Raw genomic sequence first — 23,074 nt, forward strand, 5'->3', positions numbered from 1 at the left:
AATGAGTCAGGACATCTGCGTCGTCGTACCGACGATCCGGGAGTACGAGTGCATGCGCTCGTACTTCGAGAACGCGCGCGAACACGGGTTCGACCTCTCGCGGCTGCACGTCGTGCTCGTGACCGAGGACTTCTGCGAGACCGACGCCATGGAGCGGCTGCTCGAGGAGGAGGGCGTCTCCGGCGAGGTCTTCGACGGGAGCCGCCGCGAGGAGTGGTACGCCGAGCACGGAATCGAGGAGTACGGCCACGTCGTTCCGGCGGCGAGTCACGCCGAGACGAGCTTCGGCCTGCTGTACATGTGGGCCCACGACGAGTTCGAGTACGGTTTCTTCATCGACGACGACACCCTTCCGCACCCCGAGGAGGACTTCTTCGGCACGCACATGGAGAACCTCGCCTTCGAGGGCGAGATCGAGGAGGTCTCCTCCGACGAGCAGTGGGTCAACGTCCTCTACCAGAACGCCGACGAGCACGGCCTCTACCCGCGGGGCTACCCCTACTCGGCGATGGGCGAAACCGTCGAGACGGACACGACCGAGATCGAGGGCGGACAGGTCGTCGCCTCGCAGGGCCTGTGGACCAACGTCCCCGACCTCGACGCCGTCCGCATCCTCATGGACGGCGACCTCGAGGGCCAGGCCCAGACCCGCACCTCGACGGACGACTTCGGCGACGACTTCGTCGCCGCGCGAGGCAACTACCTCACCGTCTGCTCGATGAACCTCGCCTTCCGGCGCGAGGTGATCCCCGCCTTCTACCAGCTTCCGATGGACGACAACGAATGGGACGTCGGCCGGTTCGACGACATCTGGTCGGGCGTCTTCCTGAAGCGCGCCTGCGACGTGCTCGGCAAGCGCATCTACAACGGCGCGCCGCTGTGCGAGCACAACAAGGCGCCCCGCAGCACCTTCGACGACCTCAACAACGAGGTGCCCGGCCTCGAGCTCAACGAACACCTCTGGCGGATAATCGACGACGCCGGGAGCGACGCCGACTCCTACGAGGCGGTCTTCGAGGCGATGGCTCGAGCACTCGTCGACGGCGACTGGTCGGACTACAACAACGGTGCGTTCTTTAATTACGTGGGCGAACACATGCTCGACTGGCTCGAGTGCCTGTCGGCGCTGTCGGCGCAGGCCGACGAACCCGTTCGGGTCGCAGCCGACCGTTAATCGTCACCTATAAGTTTTTAGGTTAGCCTAAACCAAATATGGACGACAGTGGTAACAACGCGATTTCGCGTCGGAAAGCGCTACAGATCGGATCGGCGCTCGGCGCGACCGCGGTCGCGGGCTGTTTGGATCGATTCAACGGCGGCGGAGAAAGCGCCGAGATTCCGGAGCTCTCGACGTTCCGCGGCTCCGGTGCGCTGGCCGAGGGTCGCCCCGCCCCGGGCGGGACGTCGATCGAGGAACTCCCCGATCTCTCCGGCGAACTCTCGCTCTACATCGGCGGCGGGGAAGGGGGCATCTACTACGAGTTCGTGAACATGCTCCAGGAAATTTACCCCGACTTCGAGGTCTATCCCAACGCCGACACGTCCTCGTCGCTGGCCCAGACGATCGTCGAAGAGGTCGACTCCGGCGCCGCACAGGCCGACGTCTTCTGGTCGATCGACGCCAGTTCGCTCGGGTTCGTCGCGGACAACGACGCCTACGAACCGCTGTCGGACGAGGCGGTCGGACCGGTCGCCAACGGCCAGTTCGTCGGCGACGACAACGCCTGGGCGGGCGTCGCCGGACGCGCCCGTGCGGTTCCCTACAATACGAACGAGCTCTCGGCGTCCGATATTCCCAGCACCGTTCAGGACTTCCCCGGGACCGAGGCCCTCCAGGGAACGATGGGCTGGGCGCCGACCTACGGCGCGTTCAAGTCGTTCGTGACCGCCATGCGCCTGATCCAGGGCGAGGACGCGACTCGCCAGTGGCTGGTCGACATGAAGGAGGCCGGGACCGAGCGATACGGTAACGAGTACGCCGTCTCGCAGAACGTCGCCAACGGCTCGCTCGCGGCCGGGTTCGCCAACCACTACTACGCGATGCGCGTCAAGAACCAGCAGCCCGACGCGCCGATTGATCTGGCCTTCACCGAAGGCGACGCCGGTGCCCTGATCAACGTCGCCGGTGCGCAGAAGGTCAAGGGCACGCAGCGGGGCGACCTCGTCGACAACTTCGTCCGCCACCTGCTGTCCGCGGAGGCCCAGGAGTACTTCACGACGGTCAGTTTCGCCTACCCGATGATCGAGGGCGTCGATCCCGTCGGCGGCCTCCCGTCGATCGCCGACCTGAACCCGCCGGAGATCGACCTCGCGGAACTGTCCGACCTCGAGCCGACCCTCGAACTGATGGAGGACGCCGGCGTCTCGGGATGACCCTCCGGAAGCGGCTCTCGAGGACGCTCGAGCGGGCCGCCGACGGCGACGACGCCGCCGGCGTCGGCCTCACGCTGCTCGCCGCGGCTCTCGCCGCCGTCCTCGTCCTTCCGCTCCTGTGGCTCGTCGTCGACGCCGCCGCCCTCGGCGGCCGGGCGCTCGAGCTCGCGGTCGCCCCTCAGACCCTCGAGGTGCTCGTCCGGAGCGTCGCGCTCGTGGCGGTCGTCACCGGCGCGAGCATCCTCGTCGGCGTGCCGCTCGCGCTGTTGACGGTACAGGGGTCGATCCCGTTTCCGCGATTCTGGACCGTCCTCGCCGCGCTCCCGCTCGCGGTGCCGAGCTACCTAGGCGCGTTCGCGTTCGTCTCCGCGTTCGGCCCGAACGGCGAGTTCGCCGATCTGCTGGCGCCGCTGGGGGTCGATTCGGTTCCCTCTATCTACGGATTCACCGGCGCCGCGTTCGTGCTGACCCTCTACACCTACCCGTACGTCTTCCTCACGACGCGGGCCTCGCTGCTCTCGCTCGACGGCTCGCTCGTCGAGGCGGCGCGGACGCTCAACGCCGGCCGCTGGGAGGCGTTCCGGCGGATCACGCTGCCCCAGATCCTGCCGGGGATCACCGCCGGCGCCCTGCTCGTGGCGCTGTACGCGCTGGCGGACTTCGGGACGCCCAACATCATGCGCGTCGAGGTGTTCACGCAGTTCATCTACGCCCGGTACAACGCCTTCGCCCGGGACTACGCCGCCCTGCTGTCGCTGCAACTGTTGACCGTGACGGCGGTCATCCTCGCCCTCGAGTCGCGCATCGGTGCCGACGAGTCCGGCGCCTACGAGAGCAGCGGCCACCGCGGCACCGCCGACCTCGCGCTCGGCCGGTGGCGGTACGCGGCGCTCGTGTTGCCCGCGGCGATCGCCCTGTTGGCGATCGCCCTGCCGATCGCCATCTTCGGGGTGTGGCTGGTCACGGGCGGTCCCGGCTACCAGATCGGTCGGCTCACCTTCGACTGGGAGTACGGATTCAACTCGGCGTACGTCGCCCTGCTGGCGGCGATCGCCTCGGTGCTGGTCGCCCTGCCGATCGCGATCGGGTCGGCGACGACCGACTCGCGGCTGGCGGCGCTGGCCGACCGCGCGCCCTACGTCGGCTACGCGACGCCCGGGATCGTGCTGGCGATCGCCCTGCTGAGTTTCACCCTCGACGTGCTGCCGGCGATCTACAAGACCGTGCCGCTGCTGGTGTTCGCCTACGTCGTCCGCTTTATGCCTCAGGCGATCGGCTCGATTCGAACGTCGACCCTGCAGGTGGACCAGCGGCTCGTGGAGGCGGCCCGCACGCTCGGGCGCTCGCGCCTGAACACGTTCCGGTCGGTAACGCTGCCGCTGATCCTGCCGGGCGTGGTGACCGGCGCCGCGCTCGTCTTCCTCACGACGATGAAGGAGTTGCCCGCGACGCTGATGCTTCGTCCGCTGGGGTTCGAGACGCTCGTCACCTTCATCTGGCGGGTCGAGGAGGCCGGACTGTACGGGCAGGCGGCGGTGCCGGCGCTCGTGCTGGTCGGCATCTCCGGCCTGTCGATGGCCGTCATGTTGACGCAGGAGGGACGGTGAGTCGATCGTGATCCGCGGCCGCACCCGGACCGAACGCACCGCAGAACGGACCGTGAACCGTCGGACCTGGCACGCCGCGGTCGCCGTCGTCGCCCTCGTCGGCGCCGTCGCCGTCTGGCTGCTCGCGACGGAAACGTTCCGGTACCACTCGCTCAACCACGACGAGGGCGTCTACCTCCAGCAGGCGGCGATGCTGCTGGACGGCCAACTATTCCTGCACCCGCCCGTCGAGGACGCCTTCCGCCCGTGGTTCTTCGTCGAGGACGGCGATCGACTCTACCCGAAGTACGCGCCCGTCCCCGCGGCGATCTTCGCGATCGGCGAACTGGTCTGGAGCTACCGGATCACGCTGCCGGCGATCGCCGCCGCGATCCTCGCGCTGGTGGCGCTGGTCGTCCGGGAGGCGTTCGACCGGCGAACCGGTATCGCGGCGGCCCTCGCCGTGCTCTGTTCGCCGCTGTTCCTGATCGACACGGCCGTCTTCCTTCCCTACGCGCCGACGACGATGCTCAACCTGGCGTTCGCCTACTGTTACCTCCGGGCCGACCGGGCGGACGACCGCCGCTGGGCCGCCGGCGCCGGCGCGGCGATCGGGCTGGCTTTCTTCGCGCGGCCCTACACCGCCGTCCTGTTCGCCGCGCCCTTTATCGTCCACGCCTGCTGGACCATCTGGCGCGATCCTCGAGCGGCCCTACCTCGCCAGTTCGCGACGGCGGCGCTCGGGCTCGCCGGGGTCGCGCTCGCGCTCGCCTACAACGCCGTCGTGACCGGCTCGCCGCTGGTGTTCCCCTACCAGGCGTTCGCCCCGCTGGACGGGCCCGGGTTCGGCCACCGGCAGCTCCTCGGCCACGAGGCCGACTACACCGTCGAACTGGCGCTGCGCTCGAACGCGCTGGTCCTGCGGACGTTCGCCGCCGAGTGGATCGCAGGCGGGCTCCTCGGTGCGGCGGTCGCCGCGGTCGGGTTCGCCGCGACCGTTCGGCGCGGACTCTCGCCCCAGCAGGCCGTCCTCGCTGGCGTCGCCCCGAGCGTCGTCGTCGGCAACGTCTTCTTCTGGGGCAACTTCAACATCCTCGGCGCCCTCGAGGTCGCCGACGACGGGTTGATCGCGACCCACGGGCCGTACTACCACTTCGACCTGCTGGTACCGTTCGCGGCATTCGCGGCCGTCGGCGCGCTGGCACTGGTCGATGCGCTCCGGCGAACGACCGAGCGACGACTGACGCCGCGGGCCGCCCGCGCAACGCTCGCTGTGGTGCTGCTCGTGAGCGCCCTTGCCGTCGGCAGCGTGACGGCGGCGAGCGTCGACGAGCAGGTCGACCGGAACGCGGCGGCGACCGACACCTACGAGCGGGTCTACGAGCCGCTCGAGGACGCGCCGGACGAGCGGTCGGTCGTCTTCCTCCCGACGCCGTACGGCGACTGGCTCAACCATCCGTTCCAGGCGGTCCGCAACGATCCCGACTTCGACGGACAGCGGGTGTACGCGCTGGACGAGCGACCGTTCGCCGTCGCCGACGCCTACCCCAACCGGTCGCTGTATCGGTTCGCGTACCGGGGGGCGTGGTCGCCGCACGCCGGCTCTCCCCAAGAGTCGCGGCTGCAGCCCGTCGAACACGTCACCGGCGACGCGGTGCGGTTGAACGCGACCGTCGCCGTCCCGGACGCGGCGTCGGGAATCACCGTCACCGTCACCACGGACGACGGCAGCGAAACGGCCGTCGCCCCGAACGCCTCGGGATCGACGAGTCTGCTGCTGACGGTCACGAACGATACCGTAGATGTACGGGGCGCGGACAGGGACCTCAACGCCTCGCTTCCCGTCGACGACCGCGAGGACGTCACGCTGACCGCGTTCGTCGACCGCGGCCCCGGGGGCAGTTACAGCTACCGGTTCGAGTTACCGGTTCGCACGGACGGCGACGCGGCCGAGGCGTTGACGCCCCGCGTCGAACGGTGTACCGCGATCCGCGACTGCGGCGGCGCGGCGGCGTACATCCCGGGCGAGTCGCCGAACGGCGTCGACGTCCGGACCGATCTCGTCGCGCTCGAGGCGAACGGCGATGGGACCGGCAATCGGACCGGAACTGCCAACGACTAAACCGCACTCACTCTACTATGGCCATGGAACTCACGCGACGGGACGCGATCGCGGCGCTCGGCGCCGCCGGTATCGCGGGCGGCGGCGCCCTCGCACTGTCGCGCTCGTCGTCCGACGACTCGTCGAACCGTTCGATCGCGGACGGCCACCTCGAGACGATGGTCGCCGCCGCCGAGGTGCTGTATCCCTCGACCGTCGACGGCGTCACCGAGTTCGTCGAGGCCTACGTCAGCGGTCGTGCGGCGGTCGATTCGGCGTGGGCCGGTGAGGTCGCCGACGCCGCCGCGTACCTCGAGGAGTACGCCGACGCGTGGTACGACGATTCGTTCGCGGCCCTTTCTCCGGACGAGCGCGACGCGGCGCTGCGGCGGATGGGCGCGGACGCGGCCTCGTCGAACCCCGACGGCGGCTCCGTCGAGCGGGTCCGCTACTACGTCGTCAACGAGTTGCTGTTCGCGCTGTACGCGTCGCCGACCGGCGGCGAACTGGTCGGCCTCGAGAACCCGCAGGGGTATCCGGGCGGGACGGACAGCTACCAGCGGGGGCCGTCCGGCTCGGCGGAGTGACGGTTCGTCGGTGAGTCGTCGATCGAACCCCGTCGCTGCGTATTTCAGGCACTACCGTTAGGGGCCGCCGCCCCGCCACGGACGCCATAGCGATGACGCCGCCGACGGACCGATGCGGACACGTCACGACCAGCAGCGGCGTCGGCGACGCCGGCGCGATCTGTTGCTACCGGCCGACGTGGAACGAGACCGACCGCTGCATCTGGCACACCGAGACCGTCGTCCCGACCCCGGCCTACGAGGAGCACGCGCCGGCCGCCGGCGAACGCCTCGACGGCGCGAACTTCCGCGAGGCGACGCTGAGCGGGACGTCCTTCCTCGCGGGCTGCTCGCTCGTCGAAGCGGACTTCACGGACGCGGTGCTGGACGGTGCCGACCTCTCCGGCGCGGACCTTCGCCGCGCCACGTTCCGCGACGTCGACGCCCACGGCACCTCCTTTCGCGGGGCGAACCTCCACGACGCGGCGTTCGTCTTCACCGACCTCCGGGACGCCGACTTCCGCGAGGCCCGGCTCTACCGCGCGGGCCTGACCGACGTCCGGCTCAACCTCGAGACCGAGTTCGGCGACCGATCGGTCTACGAGGACGAACTCGCCACGGCGTCGGGGGACGACGCGACGTCTCGGGCGGACTCCGTGCAGTGGGTGTATCGGGAGCTCCAGCGCCTCTACGCCGAGAACGCGTTCCCCGAGCTGGTCCACACGTACTATCTGCGCGAGAAGGACTTCCGGCGCCGGCGCGCCTGGCAGACCGGGAACTACCTGCAGGCGATCAAGCTTGCAGGCTCGCGGTGGGTCATGCGTTACGGGACGAGTCCGTGGCGGGTCGTCGCGACCTCGCTGCTGCTGATCGTCGTCTGTGCGATGTTGTACCCGCTGACGGGCGGCGTCCAGGAGGTCGGGACCGACAGCGCCGTCACGTACGCGATCGACGATCCCGCCGACACGCCGGGTCGCCTCATCGTCCGGGCGTTCCTCAAAAGCCTCTACTTCAGCGTCGTCACCTTCGCGACGCTGGGCTACGGCGACATCCAGCCGGTGGGCCAGTGGGCCCGCGCCATCGCGAGCATCGAGACGCTGCTCGGCTCGCTGTTGATGGCGCTGCTCGTGTTCGTCCTCACGCAGAGCGTGGAATCCTAACGCGGAACTGGCCCGCTCTCCATCTGTTCCACGGCCTACTCGGCGTTCGAGTCGCCCACCCCTTCTAAGTGCGTCTCGAGCGTACGTTCCTGTATGCTTGAGTCCCTCCGCCAGCGATCGGTGACCGACGGCGAAGCGACTGAGCGGTCCCCGACGAACAGTGAGGGTCCGGCTTCGAAACCGCTCTCTCGGACGACGGCTGTCCGGCTGGGTCGGCTGCTGTACGGCGGCGTGCTCGCGACGATGGCGGTCGACGGGCTGATGAACACCGAGGAGCGCGCCGAGTACGCGGCGGCGAAGGGGATCCCGATGCCCGGCCTCGCGAACATCGGGGCACATACGCTTTTGCTCGTCGGCGGAGTCGGCATCGCCCTCTGGCGGATTCCGGCGGTTGCGGCGAGCGCGGCCGCCGCGTTCTTCCTGGGTGTGACGCCGGCGATGCACGACTTCTGGACCGTCGACGACCCCGAGCAACAGCAACAGGAGATGATCAACTTCCTCAAGAACACGGCGCTGCTCGGGGGTGCGCTGGTGTTTCTCGGCGTTGCGAACGAACGTGAGCGCGAGTAGCGCAGGCCGCGAATCTGCGCTCCTGCCACCCGCACCGCCGACGCCTAGCGGAACCGCTCTTCGAGACAGACTTTGACGATCGATTTCGCGATCTCCGCGCCGCCCTGGATCGGGTCGAGCTTCGTCTCGCCGGCGCGCTCGCGGTACTCGATCGGGTGCTCGCGGACGTCGTAGCCCCGCATCAACGGCCGGATCAGCAGTTCAGCCGAGAGGCCGGTGTTCTCGGTCCACTCGATGGACTCGACGACGTCGCGGCGGTAGGCCCGCATCCCGGTCGTCGTGTCGTGGACGCGGGTGCCCATCAGGACGCTGGCGACGGCGGCGAAGGCGTGGTTGCCGAAGCGGTTGAACGCCGGCATCGCGTCGGCGCCGTGGTAGAGCCGGTCGCCGCTGACGACGTCGTACCCCTCGTTGATCAGCTCGAGGAACTCCGGAAGCTGTTCCATCGGGTAGGTGTCGTCGCAGTCGGTGGTCACGACGATCGGTCGGTCGGGCTCTAGGATCGCCGCGCGGACGGCGACGCCGTACCCCTGCGGGCGCTGCTCGATGACGGTCGCGCCGTGCTCGCGGGCGATCTCGGGCGTCCGATCCGAGGAGCCGTCGACGCAGACGACTTCGGCCTGTCCGTCGGTAACTTCGTCGATGTCCGAGAGTACCTTGCCGATCGCTTCCTCCTCGTTGTAGGTCCCCATCACGACGCTTACGTCCTCGAAGGTGTACTCGTCGCGATCGCCGTCGGTCTCTCCGTCTGCCGCCTCTGATTCGGTCCGTTTCCCGCTACTCATTGGCGGTACTCTCCGTCGGCCGCACTTATTTCTTTAGGTTCGCCTAAAAAATAGTCGCGGCGGTTACAGGTGCTCGTGAACGTGATCGGCCGCCTTCAGCGCGAGCGCCGCGATCGTCAGCGTCGGGTTCATCGCCCCGCCGGTCGGGAAGACGCTGCTCGAGGCGATCCAGCAGTTCTCGAGGTCGTGGGTCCTGAGTCGGGCGTTCACCACGCTCTCCGCGGGGTCCGCCCCCATCCGCGTCGTGCCCATGTGGTGGTAGGCCGGACCCGTGTTGTCGGGGCCGACCTGCCAGGTGATCTCGGCGCCCAGTTCCTCGAGGATCCGCTCCTGGATCTCGTTGACCCGCTCGATCGTTCGCAGCGCCCGATCGCCCACGTTCCAGTGGACGTCCGGCACCGGGTTCCCGCGGTCGTCGGTCGTCGACCGGTCGAGGCCGACGTAGCTGTCCTCGCGGGGGAGTTGCTCGATCAGCCCGCCCATCCCGATGTGGTTGCCGTATTCCGAGCGCAGGCGCTCGAGCAGGTCGTCGCCCCAGTCCTCGCCGGTCAGGGCCATCTCGACGGGCGAGGGGCCGTCGTAGTTGAAGAACTCAAGTTTGAACGGCGCCTGTTCCGCGTCGGCGTCGTCGTAGAACTGGTGGGACTCGCTGGTGAGAAAGCCGACGTGGTTCTGCCGGGTCCGTTCGTCGAGCACGCCGCCCATGCCGGCAAAGAGGTGGTCCATGAAGAACTTCCCGACGAGGCCGCTCGAGTTCGCGAGGCCGTCGGGGTAGTGGCTCGATTCCGACAGCAACAGCAAGCGCGGCGTCTCGACGCCGCCGCAGGCGACGACGAAGGCGTCGGCTTCCTGCCGGTGCTCCTCGTCTTCGGGCGTCGCGTAAACGGCCGCCTCGATCCGGTCGGGACCGTGCTCGAGTCGCTGGACCGGCGCGCGGTCGATCACCGTCGCCCCTTCCTCCTCGGCGCGCTCGACGTGGACCGTCGCGTCGTACTTCGCGCCGGCGGGACAGACCGGCTGACAGGTGCCGTAGCCGACGCAGGCGCTGCGGCCGTCGTAAGCCTCCGAGTTGCGCGCGTTCGGGACCGAGTGCATCGCGATCCCCAGCTCCTCGCAGGCCTCGGCGAACAGCGAGTCGCTGTATGAGGGCTCGAACGCGGGCATCGGGTGCGGTTCCTCGCGGGGCGGTGCGAAGGGGTTGTCGCTGGCGCCGGCGACGCCGAGTTCGCGCTCCGCCTCGGCGTAGTAGGGCCGCAAATCATCGTAGTCGATCGGCCAGTCGGCACCGACGCCGCGGGCGCTGGCGGAGTTGAAGTCGTCCTCGTGGAGGCGCATCACCATCCCCTGCCAGTGGAGCGTCGACCCGCCGACGCCCTTCACGCGGGCGTGATTCAGCGGGTAGAACCACTCGCCCGACGCCGCGTGGGCGTCCCGCTCGGGGTCGCCGTCCCAGACGTCCGGCCGGTCGTAGGCGGGTCTGATCGCTCGCTCCTGTCGCGCGAGCCGGTCCTCGGGATCGAACCGCGGGCCGGCCTCGAGGACGACGACCTCGCGACCCGCGGCGGCGAGCCTGGACGCGACGATTCCGCCGGCAGGGCCGGCGCCGATGACGCAGACGTCGGCGCCGTCGACCGGGGTCCGATCGACGCCGCTGGCGACCGGTTCGGCGCTCTCCGCGGGCGGTCTGTCCGCGTTCACGGCGTCCGCCTCCGCTGAACGATCGCGCCGTTCGGACGGGCGAGCACCGCGGTCGCGTCGCACCGTCTCCGTTCCATGCGCGAGGATTAGGTAGACCTAATCCTTATACTCGTTGGAACTGGAAGGCGGGTCCCGACGGGTCGCGCACATCGCCGCTGACCGGGACAAAATGCGGCCGGTACCGGTCAGGCCGTCTCGAGGGGCTCGAGCAGCGACGGCTCGTCGTTCGACGGATCGTTGACCGCCGTCGAGACCGGGTACGCCCGCATCTCGTCGGCCGGATAGGGCTCGAGCAAGCCCGCGGCCTTCGGATCGTCGGCGGTCAGCCACTCCCGCTCGCGGTCGGGTTCGAGGATGACGGCCATTCGGTGGTGGAGATCGGCCACGAGGTCGTTCGGCTCCGCGGTCAGGATGGTGAAGGTCTCGAGCGCGCCGTCGTCCTCGCTGTCGTCCTCGAGGCCGCCGCCGAAGGCGTCGAGGCCGGCCTGGGTCGTCCCGTCGTCGGGCTCCCAGCGCTCCCACAGGCCGGCCATCGCGAACGGCCGGTCGTCCTCGAGGGCGACCCGGTAGGGCTGTTTGCCGTCGCTCGTCTCCACCCATTCGTAGAAACCGTCCGCAGGAACCAAGCACCTGCGCTGCTCGTAGGCCTCGCGAAAACTCGGTTTCTCGTCGACGGTTTCGGCCCGCGCGTTGATCATCCCGCCGCTGTCGTCGTCGGCCCACGACGGCACGAGCCCCCACTCGAGTTGCTGGACCGTCTCGGGCGCATCGTCGGTGATGACGGGCAGTTCCTGGCCCGGTGCCGCGTTGTACCGAGGTTCGAACTCGCCGACCGAGTCGTCGACGGTGACGTCGAATCGGTCCTCGAACGCGTCGCGCTCGAGCGTCAGGGTATACCGTCCGCACATGTCCGTCAGTAGGGCGCCCGTCGTGAAACGTGTACTCGTTCGTCGGCCTCGACGGGGCGGCCCGGAGCGACCCGGATCAGCCGGTGAACTCGTAGAGTTCGTCGCCGACGTGGTGCAGCGAGTCGACGACCTTCCCCTCGTCGCCGACCATGTCGTCGCCCGGAACGCGGGCGCGGCCGATCGCCAGCACCTTCCCGTGGGACTCCTCGGCGATGATCACCAGATCGTCCGGCTCGATGTCGTCGGTCGCCTCCGTGATGCCGGGGCGCATCACGTCCGCGCCGTCGCTGACGAACGAGATCGCGCCGGCGTCGACCGTCACGAGCCGCTTGTCGGGCTCGTAGGCGTTGGCGCCTCGCACCGTCAGGAACGGCTCCTCGTCGAAGTACGCGACCTGCGGTTCGCCGTCGATGAGAACGACTTCCCAGTCGGTGTCCTCGAACTCGACGCGCTCGTAGGCGTCCCCCTCGGGCTCGACGCCGAGCTGGTCGGCGAGTGCGTCCTCGAGCGCCGAGACGGCGTCGCTCCGCAGGTGGTGGCGAGACTTGACCTCCATATCCGGGCCAACGGCCGGTCGGGAGATAAAAGACCCGTTCCGGCGACCGGTCGGACGGCCGGATACTCGCCCGCGAGCGAACGTGCGGCAATTGCTAAGTGACCGCACGGCGATGGTCCGACCATGTGGCCCTGGTCCTCTCGGAAGCAATCGACGACGGTCACGTGCCTCGCCTGCGGCGACGAGGTCACCCGGTCGATGGCCCGGGAATACGACAAGTATGGCAACCGCTGGGACCGCGAGGACAAGGAGTTCGAGTACCTCTGCAAGTCCTGCGATCGGGAGCTCTGTCACCATCCGCGGAACGAACTCGAGGACCTCCTAGTCGACCTCGAGGCCGGCGAGCGTGACCAGACGGCCTTTCTCGCAGGGTATATCGCGGCGGTCGAGGAACGGTACGGGCCGCTCGAGGAGCAGCGCGAGGAGAGTTGACGACTAGAGATCGCTCGTTTTGAACCGCCAGTAGCCGACCGCCGGCGCGAGGACGCACCAGCCGAGGAGGACGAGAGCGCCGAACGCCGACAGCGTGCGGTCGCCGCTCCCCCCGAGGGCGAGGCCCAGCGCTCGCTCGTACGCGACGCTCGGCGAGAGCGCGCCGACGTAGGGGTGCCACCACGGCCGTTGACTCGGCATCTCGAGGCCGTTGACGAGGAAGACGGTCGCGTCGGGGACGAACCGCCAGGCGAAGACGAACAGCATGAAGACGAGGAACGCGCCGATCGAGGCCCACGTCTGGTCCCGCGTCAGCGCCGAGAGGCAGGTCGCGATCGCGACGTAGGCGAGCCCGAGGACGGCCGCGGCGACGAGGTAGCCGCCCAGTTCCACGGCGGCCAGTTCGACCGAAAAAGCGAGCGTGACCAGCGCGGCCGCGAGGACGCCGACGACGAGCGAGACGGCGAGTACGACGTACCGCCCGAGATAGGTCCCGACGACGACGTCACGCCGGTCGTGGGGCAAGCCGAGCAACAGTGCGAGCTGGCCGTCCTCGCGTCGCTTGACGATCGCTGCGTAGGACAGCATGAGCGCAACGGCCGGCACGAGGACGATGCTGACGCCGCTGAGCAGCCCGACGAGGTTCGCCGGCTCCGCGTAGCCGGCCCGGGCCTGATCGACGTGCAGGTAGGCGATCAGCGCGAAGACGAGCGCGAACAGCGCGGCGTTCGAGTACAGCTGCCGGCTCCGGATCGCGTCGCCGACCTCCTTGCGCGCGATCAGCAGCCAGCCGCGGGTCATCGCGATCCCTCCGTGTAGGAGACGAACAGGTCCTCGAGCGACGCCTCGCCGGTCGTAAAGTCCCGGATCGTCCCGCCGGCGGTCCGGATCTCGTCGAGGACGGTCAGCTTCGCGTCCCGCGCGCAGGCGACCACGAGATTCCCGTCGCGAGCGACCACGGAGGAGACGCCCTCGAGGTCGTCGAGGGCGGGCGCGACAGTCTCGGGGTCCTCGCCGTCGGCCAGTTCGACCGTCAGTTCCGCGTCGGCGTTGGCCGCCGCGCGCAGCCCGTCGATCGTGTCGACGGCGACGAGTTCGCCCGCCCGGAGGATGCCGACGCGGTCGGCGACCGCCTCGACCTGCTCTAAGATGTGACTCGAGAAGAAGACGGCCGCGCCGCGGTCGCGTTCCGCGGCGACGATCTCGCGCATCCGGCGGACGCCGTGGGGGTCCAGTCCCGTCGACGGCTCGTCGAGGATCAGCAGGTCCGGTTCTCCGACGAGCGCCATCGCGAGCGCGAGCCGCTGGGCCATCCCCTTCGAGTAGTCGCTCGCGAGCCGGTCGCCGGCGCCCTCGAGGCCGACCCGCTCGAGCAGCGCGTCGGGGTCGTCGTCGGCCTCGTTGGCCTCGATCGCGTACTCGAGGTGTTGCCGGCCGGTCATCGTCTCGAAGGGCGCGAACCCCTCGGGGAGGATGCCGACGCGCTTTCGGACGGCGACGGGGTCGTCGGTGACGTCGCGACCGAGCACTTCGACGGTGCCGGCGGAGGGGTGCGCGTAGTGCAACAGGATATTGATCGTCGTCGACTTCCCCGCGCCGTTCGGGCCGAGGAAGCCGAACACCTCGCCGGGTTCGATCTCGAGGTCGATACCGCGGAGGGCGGCGACGTCGCCGTAGCGCTTGGCGACGCCGCGGAGGGCGATTGCGGACATCGTTTGCAATCGTGTTGTATCGGTAATAGGTTTTCCCATTAACAGGTTCGCGTCGGTTTCGCCGTCCCGACACGTCTTTGACCTTCACGTCCGTAGCCCACTCCATGAGCAACGACGCACAGGCCGAGGCCGGTACGGCCGAAGGCCAGGGCCCCGTCGAAATCTCCGAGGACCTCGCGCGCCACCTCGAGAACAAGCGCGAGGAGCTCTTCGAGAAGTTCGAGATCCGCGACGAGTTTCCCGCCGAGGTCCTCGAGGAGGCCGAAGCCCGAACCGACGACGTCCAGAACGAGATTCAGGAGGAGGTCGACGAACGAAAGGACCTCCGCGACCTGACGACTTGGACGACCGACCCGATCGACGCACAGGACTTCGACGACGCCCTCTCGATCGAGGAGCGCGACGACGAGTACGTCCTCTGGGTCCACATCGCCGACGTGACCCACTACGTCAACCCCGACACGGCGATGTGGGACGAGGCCGTCGAGCGTGGCAACACGGTCTATCTGCCGGGCTACACCATCCACATGCTGCCGCCCGTCCTCGCGGAGACCGTCTGCTCGCTGGTCCCCGAGGAGGACCGGCTGGCCCACACCGTCGAGATGCACCTCGACAAGGAGAACCTCTCCTACGAGAACATCGAGATCTACAAGTCGGTCATTCGATCCGACGAGCGGCTCACCTACACGCAGGCCGAGAACCGCCTCGAGGACCCCGACGCGCCCCTACACGAGGAGAACAAGCTCGTCTACGAACTCGCCGACCGGATGCACGAGCAGCGCAAGGAGGACGGCTCGCTCGTCCTGAACCCCTCGCGGGATCGGGCCCACACCATCATCGAGGAGTGCATGCTGAAGGCCAACAAGGCCGTCACGCACGAACTCATGTGGAACCGCGGCGTCGAGGCGATGTACCGCGTCCACCCCCAGCCCAGCCCCGACGAGTGGTCCGAGGCCCTCCGGGAGATTCAGGACTTGGACGGCGTCTCCATCCCCGGCGACTCGTGGGACGACCCGCGGAAGGCGGTCAACGCGACGCTCGAGGAGGCGCCGGGCCGCCAACTCGACAAGATCCAGTGGGCGGTGATGAAGGTGATGCCCCGTGCGAAGTACATGAACGATCCCTTCGGCGGCCACCACGCGCTGAACTTCGAGATCTACGGCCACTTCACCAGCCCGATCCGCCGACTCAGCGACCTGATCAACCACTGGATCGTCTACCAGAACGACGTCCCCGAGAACCTCGTGGAACTCTGTGACCGCGCCAGCGACAAGCAGAAGGACGCCGAGCAGTGCGAACGCGAGTACAAGCAGTTCCTCCAGGAGGTCGGCCTCGATCCGATGGCGGTCAACAACCGCGGGATCGAAGTGGTCGACGACGAGGAAGCCGAGAAGACGCTGTAGCCACGAACGTATCGTTCGCGGTCGGTCTCTCCATCACAGCGATTTTTCGTAGACGTACTCCTCGAGTTCCTCGCCCAGCCCAGTCTCGCGCGCTGCGAGTCGGGCGAAACCCGACGATTCGGCGAAGGAGCGCCCGACGTCGTTGTCCGCGAGCACCGCCAGCCGCACGCGATCGAACGAGCCCGCGAGGCGCGCCTCGAGGCGCTCGAGCAGCGTCGTGCCGACGCCCTCGCCCCACGCGTCGGGACGGACGTAGAACCGGGCCAGGTACGCGACCGAGTCGTCCTCGGGCCAGGGGACGGCGTGGGCGAAGCCGCGACACTCCTCGGGGCCGCCGCCGGACTCGTCGGGTTCGACGACGAGGAACTCGGCGTCGTCGCGCCCGATCACGTCGGCGATCGAGGACTCGAGGTCGCCGAGCGCGTACCACTCGTCGACGACCTCGTCGACCGTCCCGGGGCCGAGGATGTCGTCGTAGGCGGCGTGCCAGCTCGCCCGCGCCGCTTCGTGGATGGCCCACGCGTCGTCGGTGGTCGCCCGCCGGACCGCGTCAGTCACGGGCGGGTCTACCACCGCACCGACAAAAAGAACGCGGCCGGAAAGTGATCGTTTTAACGGGTGCTGATACGTTTAACGGAGTACTACAGAATCTCGTGGTTGTTTCTGCACGGTGTATGACAGGCGTCCCGACGGTGTGGCTGCGCCGCGAGAACGAACGACCGCAGCCGTTGGACCGCCGCTACAGCGACGGGTCGCGGCCGTCGGTGTCGCCGACGCACTGCTGGCGATCCTCAAGTTCGGAACAGGCCTCCCGAAAGAGGCCGTCCAGAATCTCGGGCGTCGTCGGGTGGTACGCCCGCTTGGGCAGGTCGCGGACGTCCAGCCCCATCTCGACGGCGACCTGCATCGTCTTGGCCATCACGTCGGCGTGGAGGTGCAGTCCCTGGTAGCCCAGCACGGCGCCGGTCTCGGCGCTGACGACCAGCGTCGCGCGCCCCTCGGGGTGGCCTTTGCTCTTGAAGACGCCGTCCGAGGACGCCTCGCGGGTGACGACGAACGCGTCCATCCCCGACTCGGCGGCCGTCGCCGGCGTGTGGCCGATGCGGACGAACGGGTAGACCCCCAGCCCCGAGAAGATCACGTGATGTGGGACGTTGGCGTACGGCTCGCATTCCTCGCCGCGAGCGTGGTGGACGATGTTCTCGCCGGCCGCAAAGCCCTGTTCCTTGGCGACGTGCAAAATCGGTTCACGGCCGTTGGCGTCGCCGACGACGAAGACACGCTCGTCGCTCGCGGTCTGCATCGTCGACCCGACCCATCCCTCGCCCGGCTCGAGGCGTGTGTTCTCGAGCCCCAGCCCCTCGAGGTTGGGGCGCCGACCGGTGAAACAGTAGAGTTCGTCAGCCTCGATCGCTCGCTCCGTCCCGTCCTTCCGTTCGACGACCATCCGGACGCCACCGTCCTCGGTCGGTTCGACGCGTTTCTCGTCTGTCTCGGTCAGCACCTCGATCCCGAAGTGGTCGCGGTAGAGGTCGAGCAGCGCGTCGCCGTAGGCGTCGTCCATGTCCTCGAGGGGCCGCCGGTCGTGCTCGATCACCGTCAGGTCGACGCCGCCGACCTCGCGCAGGTAGGGGCCGAACTCGAGGCTGACGTAGCCGTGGCCCATCACGATCCCCGAGTCGGGGAACGCGGTCGCGTCGAGGACGTCCGCGCTGGTCTGGAACGACACGTCCTCGATCCCCGGCAGGTCGGGGACGTTGACCACCGACCCCGTCGCGACGACGACGTAGTCGGGCTCGAGCCGCCGGCCGCTCCCCTCGAGTTCGAGCACGCGGTCGTCGACGAACCGCGCGGTGTCGTGGACGAACTCGACGCCCTCGCGCTCGGCCAGGTCGTGGACGTGGTTCCGGCGGTGTGCGGCGAACGTCGAGACGTGTTCGTCCTTCCGCGCGACGACGGCTTCGGGATCGACCGCGGGCGCGTCCTCGAGGCGGTCGTCGTGGCGCGCCTGGTAGCGGTGCTGGCCGGCCGAGAGGACGTCCTTCGAGGGCATACAGCCCCGCAGAATGCAGAGGCCGCCGCCGGGGTCGCCGTCGTCGATCAGCGTGAGTTCGAGGCCGTCGGCCGCGTCGGTTCCGTCCGCGCGCTCGTCCCCGTCCCCGTCCGTCCCCTCGAGTTCGGCGGCCCGATCGAGGAGTTCGTCGGCGGCGGCGACGCCGGCGCTCCCGTAGGCGCCGACGATGGCTACGTGGACCATAGGCTCGCTATGCTGTCGACGCAAAAATGCGTTCGTCCGCCGTTCCAGTGCTCGAGAACGGGGCAGGGCGGACTGGCGAAATCGCCGAAAGAAGGAGAACCGTCGAATGCGATTCGAACTCGGATTCGGCGCTCGGGCTCAGCCCTCGCTCGAGGGCTGGCGATCAGTCCTGCAGCCGTGCGAGCAGTCCGGCGATCGACAGCGCGACCGTCGCGACGCCGACGCCGAAGCCGGGGAGGCTGTCGCCGCCGCTCTCACCGCCGTCGCTGCCGCTTTCGCTGTCGGTCGTCTCGCCGTCGCTCGAGTCGGTTCCGTCGTCCGTGGTCCCGTCGTCCGAATCGGTCTCTCCGTCGGTCTCGTTGCTCGTGTTCGACCCGTCGTCGGTCGAGTCGTCAGTACTCGAGTCGGTTCCGTCGTCGGTCGTGTTCGACCCACCGTCGTCCGAGCCCGAGCCGTCGATCGTCGCCGTCCGCTCGGAGAAGTGGTTGAACGCGATGTAGACCGTCGCCTCGCCGTTCGCCTCAGCCTGCTGGGCGACCATGTACTTCGAACTGTCGGCGTTCTGCGTCGCCGCCTCGAGTTCGCTCTTCGAGTCGGCCTCGACGGCCGCCTCGCCGTCGACGGTCACGTTGATGTCCTCGAGGCTCCCGACGGCCTCCTCGGAGACGGTCGTGATGACGACCGTCCCCTGGCTGTGAGCGCGTTCGACGGTCATCTGGACCTCGCTCTCCGCGGCCTGCGTGACGTTGGCACTGATCTGCTCGCCGTAGGCGACCGCGCTCGTCGCGGTCTCGCCGTCGCGGTCCTCGACGTGGACCTCGGCGGCGGCCTTACCGTCGGCGATCAGCGACTCCTCGTACTCGGCGCTCTCGTCGCGCTCGCCGTCCTCGTAGGAACGGAAGGTCAGCGCTGCGTCGCTCGCGAGTTCGGCGGTGACGTCGCCCTCCTCGTTGACGGTCACGTTGCCGTCGCCGACGACGAGGAAGACGCCCTCGCGGCTACCGGTTTCGACGCGGACCTTGTCGCCGTCCTGTTCGGCCTTGGCGTCGGCGCCGAGCTCGGCCTGGACGTACTGGCTCTCGCCGCCGCTGCGGACGACCAGCGAGCCGCGCCGGTTGTCGTGGGCCGACAGCGTCGCGCCGCTATCGGCCTGCACCCGGGCGTTCGTCTCCGTCTTTGCGGCCAGCGACAGCCCCGCACCGCGCAGGTCCGTCATCGCCTCGAGGGAGACGTCGGCGCCGAGGCCGGCGGTCGCGTCGGCATCGCTCTGGGACTGGACCGCCACCGAGGAGAACGCCTCCTCGCCGTCGATCGTGTAGTTGGCGATGGCGTCGCCGTCGACCGCGAAGTCGACGTGGGTCCCCGCGTAGGCCTTACCCTCGGCGGTCGTACTCGATTCCGTTCCGCTGTCGGTCGTCGCTGCGCCCGCTGCACCGACGCCCGCGGCCAGTCCGATCGTACTCGCGGCCACGAGCAGTGCAACGAGCACTGTGGCTCCACGGTTCGCGTTCATTGCGTCCGGAGAATGCGAGAGGGACGTAAAGCGACTTGTGGCAAATCCGTCCAAATGACGGGTGCGCCCCCGTATACGGCGGGCCGATCTAATAATTCAGCTCACACGAGAGCACCGACCCGCTACCGCGAAATCGCCTTCGCACCCTCTTTGACGACCGTCTCGACCTCTTCCTCGGTGACGAGCGCGACGTCGCCCGGAATCGTCCGCTTGAGCGCGGCTGCCGCCGCGGCGTAGTCCAAGGCCGTCGGCACGTCGTCGCCCTCGAGTCGGCGGGCGATGAAGGTCCCGGTGAAGGCGTCGCCGGTGCCGATCGGCGAGACGGTGTCGGTCTCGTAGGCGTCCTGCTCGTGGACGACGTTGTCGTGCCAGCCGATCGCCCCATCGGCGCCGCGGGTGACGATGACCGTCTCGAAGTCGTACTGCGAGCCGAGCTGGTGGGCGATCTGTCGCGGATCGCCCTCGAGGCCGAGGACGTTCTGCGCGTCGCGGGCGGCGATGACGAGCACGTCGATCCCGGGGAACAGCTGCGTCAGCACCTCCTCGGCCTCCGCGGGCGACCAGAGCTTGGCGCGGTAGTTGAAGTCGAAGGCGGTCGTCGTCCCGCCCTCCTTGGCCGCTTTCAGCAGGTTCGTCGTCGTCTCGCGCAGCGTCGGCGAGAGCGCGGGCGTGATGCCGGTCGTGAAGAAGACCGTGGCGTTCTTGATCGCGTCGAGGTCGAACTCGCGGGTCTTCGCGGTCGTGACTGCGGCGTTTTGCCGGTCGTAGATGACGTTCGTCCCGCGGGGTTCGCCGGCCTGTTCCATGTAGTAGGTCCCCACTCGTCCCTGCGGGCTCCAGGCGACGTCGGTCTCGATGCCGTACTGGCGGAGCTTGCCGACGACCTGCCGACCCAGCGGGTTCTCGGGGAGCTTCGAGAGCCACGTCGCCGACGTGCCGAGCCGCTGGGCGGCGATCGCGACGTTGCTCTCGGCGCCGCCGACGTGGACCTCGAACTCGTCCGCGTCCTCGAGGCGCTCGCTGTCGGGCGGGGAGAGCCGCAGCATGGTCTCCCCGAACGAGACGAGATCGCTCACGGTACATCCCTCCATCGGGCGTGCGGATCGATCGGCGTCATAGGTCGGTCAACGGACGGGGCCGGTATAAGTCGTGTCGTTGTCACTCGAGGTTGCGCCGCCGCGACGTCTTGCGGGGACGGTTAGCGGCTCGCGGGCGGGTCGATGGAGGGGACGGCGGTCACCGTCGCGGGGCGGGCGTCGGTCGTCCCGCCGTCGCCGCCGTCGTCCTCGTCGAGATCGATCGACGCCCCGAAGTCCTCGAGCAACTCGCGACTCGCCGCGACGTGATCGGTTACTTCAGGCACGCGGACGCGTCCGCCCGCGATAGCGAGGAAGACGAGCAACTGGTCGGCCATGTGGCGATCCACCGGCGCCGCGTCATCGCGCTCGAGAAAGCGGTTCGCGGCGTCCGCCGCGTCCTCGCCGACGCGCTCGGCTGGTTTGCCGCGCTCGCCCAGCGCGGCAAAACCCGCGATGCCGGTGCCGTGGTCGAGCCGAACGACGAGCGCCGAGCCGGGGCTGGAGCTCGCCGCGGTGGTTTCGCACCGCTCCGCGGGCTCGATCTCATCGACTGCGAGCCGCTCGAGCGCTCCCTCGACCTGCCGGAACGCCACGTCCCTGTCGGCCAGCGACTCGGACTCCGTCGAATAGATCCGCAGGGCCTCGAGCGGCCCGCGCTCGGCGAGTTCGATCGGCTCGAGTTCGGAGGGGCCGAGGTGCAAGGTCGCGCGCCCGCCGCCGTCGGGATAGAACCCGCGGCGGTCGACCTCGCAGGCCGCGGTGAGCCCGTATCGGCGCAACAGTGGGAGCTTGACGCGCCGGAAGTAGTCCAGCGGCGGCGACCACTTCACGTCGGTTCCGCCGGTGGCGGTCACCCGCAGCGGCGACTCGAGGATCGTCGCGAGCGGCAGCAGGGCGTCGAACAGCAGCGTGACGCTGCCGGCGGTGCCGATGTCGACGGCGTACTCGCCGCCCTCGAGCTGCGGGTGTCGCCGGGCGTTCGAACGCGAGTCGGCTCCCGTCGAGAGCCCCGGATCGAACTCGACCGTCTCCGCGCCCACTTCCGCGCCCGAAACGTCGGCGTCGCAAATCTCGGCCATCGTCTCGAGCACCGCCAGATGCTGGTGGCGGAGGCCAGGCGTCGATCGATCGCCGCGGACGTGCTCGAGGCGGATGGCCTCGTTTTTCAGGACTGCGAGGCCGAGCGCCGTGCGGAGGAACTGCCCGCCCGCGCTCGAGCCGTCGAGTTCGCGGTCGACGTCGGTGGCCGTCATGCGAGGGGCTTGGGGCTCGAGTCCCGTAGCCGTTGTTCGTCGCCGCCGCGCTCGCTCGATCAATACTGTTAGGAGTCGGACGGCCCAATCCGGGCGTATGCAAACCCACATCGTCCCGGTCGGCTTCGACTACGACCGGCTGATCGCGCCGCTGGTGCGCGATCAGATCGACGTCGAGCGCGTCATCCTGCTCGAGGGGGCCGTCGGCAGCGAAGCCAACGTGGAGTACTCCCGGCGGCTCTCGGAGAAACTCGAGACGGACTTCCAGAACCTGCTGGGCGCGAGCACCGAGCGGTTCGTTCTGGAGGACGTCTACGACTACGACGAGGCCTTCGAGCAGGCCTACGACCTCATCACCGCCGAACTGGATCGGGGCAACGAGGTCTGGGTCAACATCGCCGCGATGCCTCGCACCGTCAGCTTCGCGTTCGCGACCGCCGCCAACTCGCTGATGGTCGAGCGCGAGGACGACCGCGAGCAGATCCACACCTACTACACCGCCCCCGAGAAGTACCTCGAGACCGAACTGGCCGAGGAACTGCGCGAGCAGATCGACCTGCTCGAGGACCTCGAGGCCGAACGTGAGCAAGCGGGGGGCAGCGAGGTCGCGGACGAGCGCATCGGGGATCGGCTCGAGAGCGCCCGCGACCTCCTCTCGGAGTTCGACGAGCGCGGGACGACGATCGGCGCGAAGGAGATCGACGGCAGCCACATCGTCGAACTGCCGGTCGCGTCCTTCTCGAACGTCAAACCCTTCGAGGAGCTCATCCTCTACAAGCTGGGTGAGGACGGCGAGTTCGATTCCGTCTCCGAACTGGCCGAATCGCTCGCCCGCGAACTCAACGAGGAGTACACCGACAGCTTCCGCTCGAAGGTGATCTACAACGTCGACCGCCTCGGGCCGGGCGGAAAGGGCTACATCGAGCGCGAGGAACACGGGAAATCCTACCGGACCCGGCTCTCCCGGATCGGCGAACTGTGGGTGCGCGCTCACTCCGATTCGGAAGCCGCGCTCGAGAGCGAGGAGTGATCGGTGCGGCCGGAGTGGAGACGACTCGCGCACGGCTCACGGCTTCGAGCGAACGCGAAACAGCTAACAGGGCCGGCTCGAGTATACTCGTG

General features: G+C 68.7%; 21 protein-coding genes. 10 read left to right on the forward strand and 11 right to left on the reverse strand.

Translation table 11 applies throughout. The features are described from left to right. The first annotated feature begins 1 nt into the window (after position 1). From ACYQ26_RS07735 to ACYQ26_RS07765, 7 genes are all read left to right on the forward strand, one after another. Positions 2-1,174, forward strand: coding sequence for an alpha-1 4-glucan-protein synthase (locus ACYQ26_RS07735; protein ID WP_459808311.1), 1,173 nt, complete (start codon positions 2-4; stop codon positions 1,172-1,174). A gap of 38 nt (positions 1,175-1,212) precedes the next feature. Then, positions 1,213-2,373, forward strand: a complete 1,161-nt coding sequence (locus tag ACYQ26_RS07740; protein ID WP_459808312.1) for an extracellular solute-binding protein — start codon at positions 1,213-1,215, stop codon at positions 2,371-2,373. Continuing rightward, positions 2,370-3,980, forward strand: a complete 1,611-nt coding sequence (locus tag ACYQ26_RS07745; protein ID WP_459808313.1) for an ABC transporter permease — start codon at positions 2,370-2,372, stop codon at positions 3,978-3,980. Before ACYQ26_RS07740 ends, ACYQ26_RS07745 begins: the two co-directional genes overlap by 4 nt. Before the next feature lie 52 nt (positions 3,981-4,032). Further along, a complete protein-coding gene (locus tag ACYQ26_RS07750; protein ID WP_459808314.1) occupies positions 4,033-6,081 on the forward strand; it encodes a DUF7846 domain-containing protein in 2,049 nt (682 codons plus the stop codon). Between the two features lie 23 nt (positions 6,082-6,104). Continuing rightward, the gene (locus ACYQ26_RS07755) at positions 6,105-6,647 is read left to right on the forward strand and encodes a gluconate 2-dehydrogenase subunit 3 family protein (protein WP_459808315.1); all 543 of its coding nucleotides are present in this window, start codon (positions 6,105-6,107) and stop codon (positions 6,645-6,647) included. Between the two features lie 92 nt (positions 6,648-6,739). Beyond that, on the forward strand, positions 6,740-7,786 hold the full coding sequence (locus ACYQ26_RS07760) for a pentapeptide repeat-containing protein (protein ID WP_459808316.1): 1,047 nt from the start codon (positions 6,740-6,742) through the stop codon (positions 7,784-7,786). Positions 7,787-7,879: 93 nt separating this feature from the next. Next, positions 7,880-8,356, forward strand: coding sequence for a DoxX family membrane protein (locus tag ACYQ26_RS07765; RefSeq protein WP_459808317.1), 477 nt, complete (start codon positions 7,880-7,882; stop codon positions 8,354-8,356). Between the two features lie 44 nt (positions 8,357-8,400). Here the strand turns inward: ACYQ26_RS07765 and ACYQ26_RS07770 are convergent, their stop codons facing one another. The 4 genes from ACYQ26_RS07770 to ACYQ26_RS07785 form a co-directional block, all read right to left on the reverse strand. Beyond that, positions 8,401-9,048 (reverse strand): dolichyl-phosphate hexose transferase, encoded by a 648-nt coding sequence (locus ACYQ26_RS07770; protein WP_459810722.1) that lies wholly within the window; start codon positions 9,046-9,048, stop codon positions 8,401-8,403. A gap of 156 nt (positions 9,049-9,204) precedes the next feature. Then, positions 9,205-10,839 (reverse strand): GMC family oxidoreductase, encoded by a 1,635-nt coding sequence (locus ACYQ26_RS07775; RefSeq protein ID WP_459808318.1) that lies wholly within the window; start codon positions 10,837-10,839, stop codon positions 9,205-9,207. Positions 10,840-11,024: 185 nt separating this feature from the next. Continuing rightward, positions 11,025-11,747, reverse strand: coding sequence for an SOS response-associated peptidase (locus ACYQ26_RS07780; RefSeq protein ID WP_459808319.1), 723 nt, complete (start codon positions 11,745-11,747; stop codon positions 11,025-11,027). 76 nt (positions 11,748-11,823) lie between these two features. Next, positions 11,824-12,303: an RNA-binding protein gene (locus ACYQ26_RS07785; RefSeq protein WP_459808320.1), complete on the reverse strand. Its 480-nt coding sequence runs from the start codon at positions 12,301-12,303 to the stop codon at positions 11,824-11,826. A 123-nt stretch (positions 12,304-12,426) separates the two neighbouring features. On the opposite strand from ACYQ26_RS07785, the gene ACYQ26_RS07790 reads away from it, so the two are divergent. Beyond that, positions 12,427-12,735, forward strand: a complete 309-nt coding sequence (locus ACYQ26_RS07790; RefSeq protein WP_459808321.1) for a DUF7562 family protein — start codon at positions 12,427-12,429, stop codon at positions 12,733-12,735. A gap of 3 nt (positions 12,736-12,738) precedes the next feature. Here ACYQ26_RS07790 and ACYQ26_RS07795 read toward each other — a convergent pair whose 3' ends face one another. Together ACYQ26_RS07795 and ACYQ26_RS07800 are read right to left on the reverse strand one after the other, a co-directional pair. Next, positions 12,739-13,536: an ABC transporter permease subunit gene (locus ACYQ26_RS07795; RefSeq protein ID WP_459808322.1), complete on the reverse strand. Its 798-nt coding sequence runs from the start codon at positions 13,534-13,536 to the stop codon at positions 12,739-12,741. Continuing rightward, complete coding sequence (locus ACYQ26_RS07800; protein ID WP_459808323.1) at positions 13,533-14,447, reverse strand: ABC transporter ATP-binding protein; 915 nt, start codon at positions 14,445-14,447, stop codon at positions 13,533-13,535. The genes ACYQ26_RS07795 and ACYQ26_RS07800 overlap by 4 nt, the downstream gene beginning before the upstream one ends. A 104-nt stretch (positions 14,448-14,551) precedes the next feature. Here ACYQ26_RS07800 and ACYQ26_RS07805 point away from each other — a divergent pair, with 104 nt between their 5' ends. Beyond that, complete coding sequence (locus tag ACYQ26_RS07805; protein WP_459808324.1) at positions 14,552-15,850, forward strand: RNB domain-containing ribonuclease; 1,299 nt, start codon at positions 14,552-14,554, stop codon at positions 15,848-15,850. 33 nt (positions 15,851-15,883) lie between these two features. On the opposite strand, the gene ACYQ26_RS07810 is transcribed toward ACYQ26_RS07805, so the two are convergent. The 5 genes from ACYQ26_RS07810 to rtcA all read right to left on the reverse strand — a co-directional run bounded on the left by ACYQ26_RS07810 (position 15,884) and on the right by rtcA (position 21,952). Beyond that, positions 15,884-16,408 (reverse strand): GNAT family N-acetyltransferase, encoded by a 525-nt coding sequence (locus tag ACYQ26_RS07810; protein ID WP_459808325.1) that lies wholly within the window; start codon positions 16,406-16,408, stop codon positions 15,884-15,886. 181 nt (positions 16,409-16,589) lie between these two features. After that, positions 16,590-18,107: a dihydrolipoyl dehydrogenase family protein gene (locus tag ACYQ26_RS07815; protein WP_459808326.1), complete on the reverse strand. Its 1,518-nt coding sequence runs from the start codon at positions 18,105-18,107 to the stop codon at positions 16,590-16,592. 163 nt (positions 18,108-18,270) lie between these two features. Then, a complete protein-coding gene (locus ACYQ26_RS07820; RefSeq protein ID WP_459808327.1) occupies positions 18,271-19,620 on the reverse strand; it encodes a hypothetical protein in 1,350 nt (449 codons plus the stop codon). Positions 19,621-19,742: 122 nt separating this feature from the next. Beyond that, positions 19,743-20,696, reverse strand: a complete 954-nt coding sequence (gene kdgK1, locus ACYQ26_RS07825; RefSeq protein ID WP_459810723.1) for a bifunctional 2-dehydro-3-deoxygluconokinase/2-dehydro-3-deoxygalactonokinase — start codon at positions 20,694-20,696, stop codon at positions 19,743-19,745. A 122-nt stretch (positions 20,697-20,818) separates the two neighbouring features. Beyond that, the gene (gene rtcA, locus ACYQ26_RS07830) at positions 20,819-21,952 is read right to left on the reverse strand and encodes an RNA 3'-terminal phosphate cyclase (RefSeq protein ID WP_459808328.1); all 1,134 of its coding nucleotides are present in this window, start codon (positions 21,950-21,952) and stop codon (positions 20,819-20,821) included. A 97-nt stretch (positions 21,953-22,049) separates the two neighbouring features. Between rtcA and ACYQ26_RS07835 the strand changes: the two genes are divergently transcribed. Then, positions 22,050-22,982: an HFX_2341 family transcriptional regulator gene (locus ACYQ26_RS07835; RefSeq protein ID WP_459808329.1), complete on the forward strand. Its 933-nt coding sequence runs from the start codon at positions 22,050-22,052 to the stop codon at positions 22,980-22,982. Positions 22,983-23,074 lie beyond the last annotated feature (92 nt).

Source organism: Halopiger thermotolerans (assembly GCF_054654555.1).

Bases quoted from the DNA above. Each gene is read 5' to 3' on its own strand.
- ACYQ26_RS07735 (WP_459808311.1), top strand. From the start codon at position 2: ATGAGTCAGGACATCTGCGTCGTCGTACCGACGATCCGGGAGTACGAG.
- ACYQ26_RS07740 (WP_459808312.1), top strand. From the start codon at position 1,213: ATGGACGACAGTGGTAACAACGCGATTTCGCGTCGGAAAGCGCTACAG.
- ACYQ26_RS07745 (WP_459808313.1), top strand. From the start codon at position 2,370: ATGACCCTCCGGAAGCGGCTCTCGAGGACGCTCGAGCGGGCCGCCGAC.
- ACYQ26_RS07755 (WP_459808315.1), top strand. From the start codon at position 6,105: ATGGAACTCACGCGACGGGACGCGATCGCGGCGCTCGGCGCCGCCGGT.
- ACYQ26_RS07760 (WP_459808316.1), top strand. From the start codon at position 6,740: ATGACGCCGCCGACGGACCGATGCGGACACGTCACGACCAGCAGCGGC.
- ACYQ26_RS07765 (WP_459808317.1), top strand. From the start codon at position 7,880: ATGCTTGAGTCCCTCCGCCAGCGATCGGTGACCGACGGCGAAGCGACT.
- ACYQ26_RS07770 (WP_459810722.1), bottom strand. From the start codon at position 9,048: ATGGGGACCTACAACGAGGAGGAAGCGATCGGCAAGGTACTCTCGGAC.
- ACYQ26_RS07780 (WP_459808319.1), bottom strand. From the start codon at position 11,747: ATGTGCGGACGGTATACCCTGACGCTCGAGCGCGACGCGTTCGAGGAC.
- ACYQ26_RS07785 (WP_459808320.1), bottom strand. From the start codon at position 12,303: ATGGAGGTCAAGTCTCGCCACCACCTGCGGAGCGACGCCGTCTCGGCG.
- ACYQ26_RS07790 (WP_459808321.1), top strand. From the start codon at position 12,427: ATGTGGCCCTGGTCCTCTCGGAAGCAATCGACGACGGTCACGTGCCTC.
- ACYQ26_RS07795 (WP_459808322.1), bottom strand. From the start codon at position 13,536: ATGACCCGCGGCTGGCTGCTGATCGCGCGCAAGGAGGTCGGCGACGCG.
- ACYQ26_RS07800 (WP_459808323.1), bottom strand. From the start codon at position 14,447: ATGTCCGCAATCGCCCTCCGCGGCGTCGCCAAGCGCTACGGCGACGTC.
- ACYQ26_RS07805 (WP_459808324.1), top strand. From the start codon at position 14,552: ATGAGCAACGACGCACAGGCCGAGGCCGGTACGGCCGAAGGCCAGGGC.
- ACYQ26_RS07815 (WP_459808326.1), bottom strand. From the start codon at position 18,107: ATGGTCCACGTAGCCATCGTCGGCGCCTACGGGAGCGCCGGCGTCGCC.
- ACYQ26_RS07820 (WP_459808327.1), bottom strand. From the start codon at position 19,620: ATGAACGCGAACCGTGGAGCCACAGTGCTCGTTGCACTGCTCGTGGCC.
- rtcA (WP_459808328.1), bottom strand. From the start codon at position 21,952: ATGACGGCCACCGACGTCGACCGCGAACTCGACGGCTCGAGCGCGGGC.
- ACYQ26_RS07835 (WP_459808329.1), top strand. From the start codon at position 22,050: ATGCAAACCCACATCGTCCCGGTCGGCTTCGACTACGACCGGCTGATC.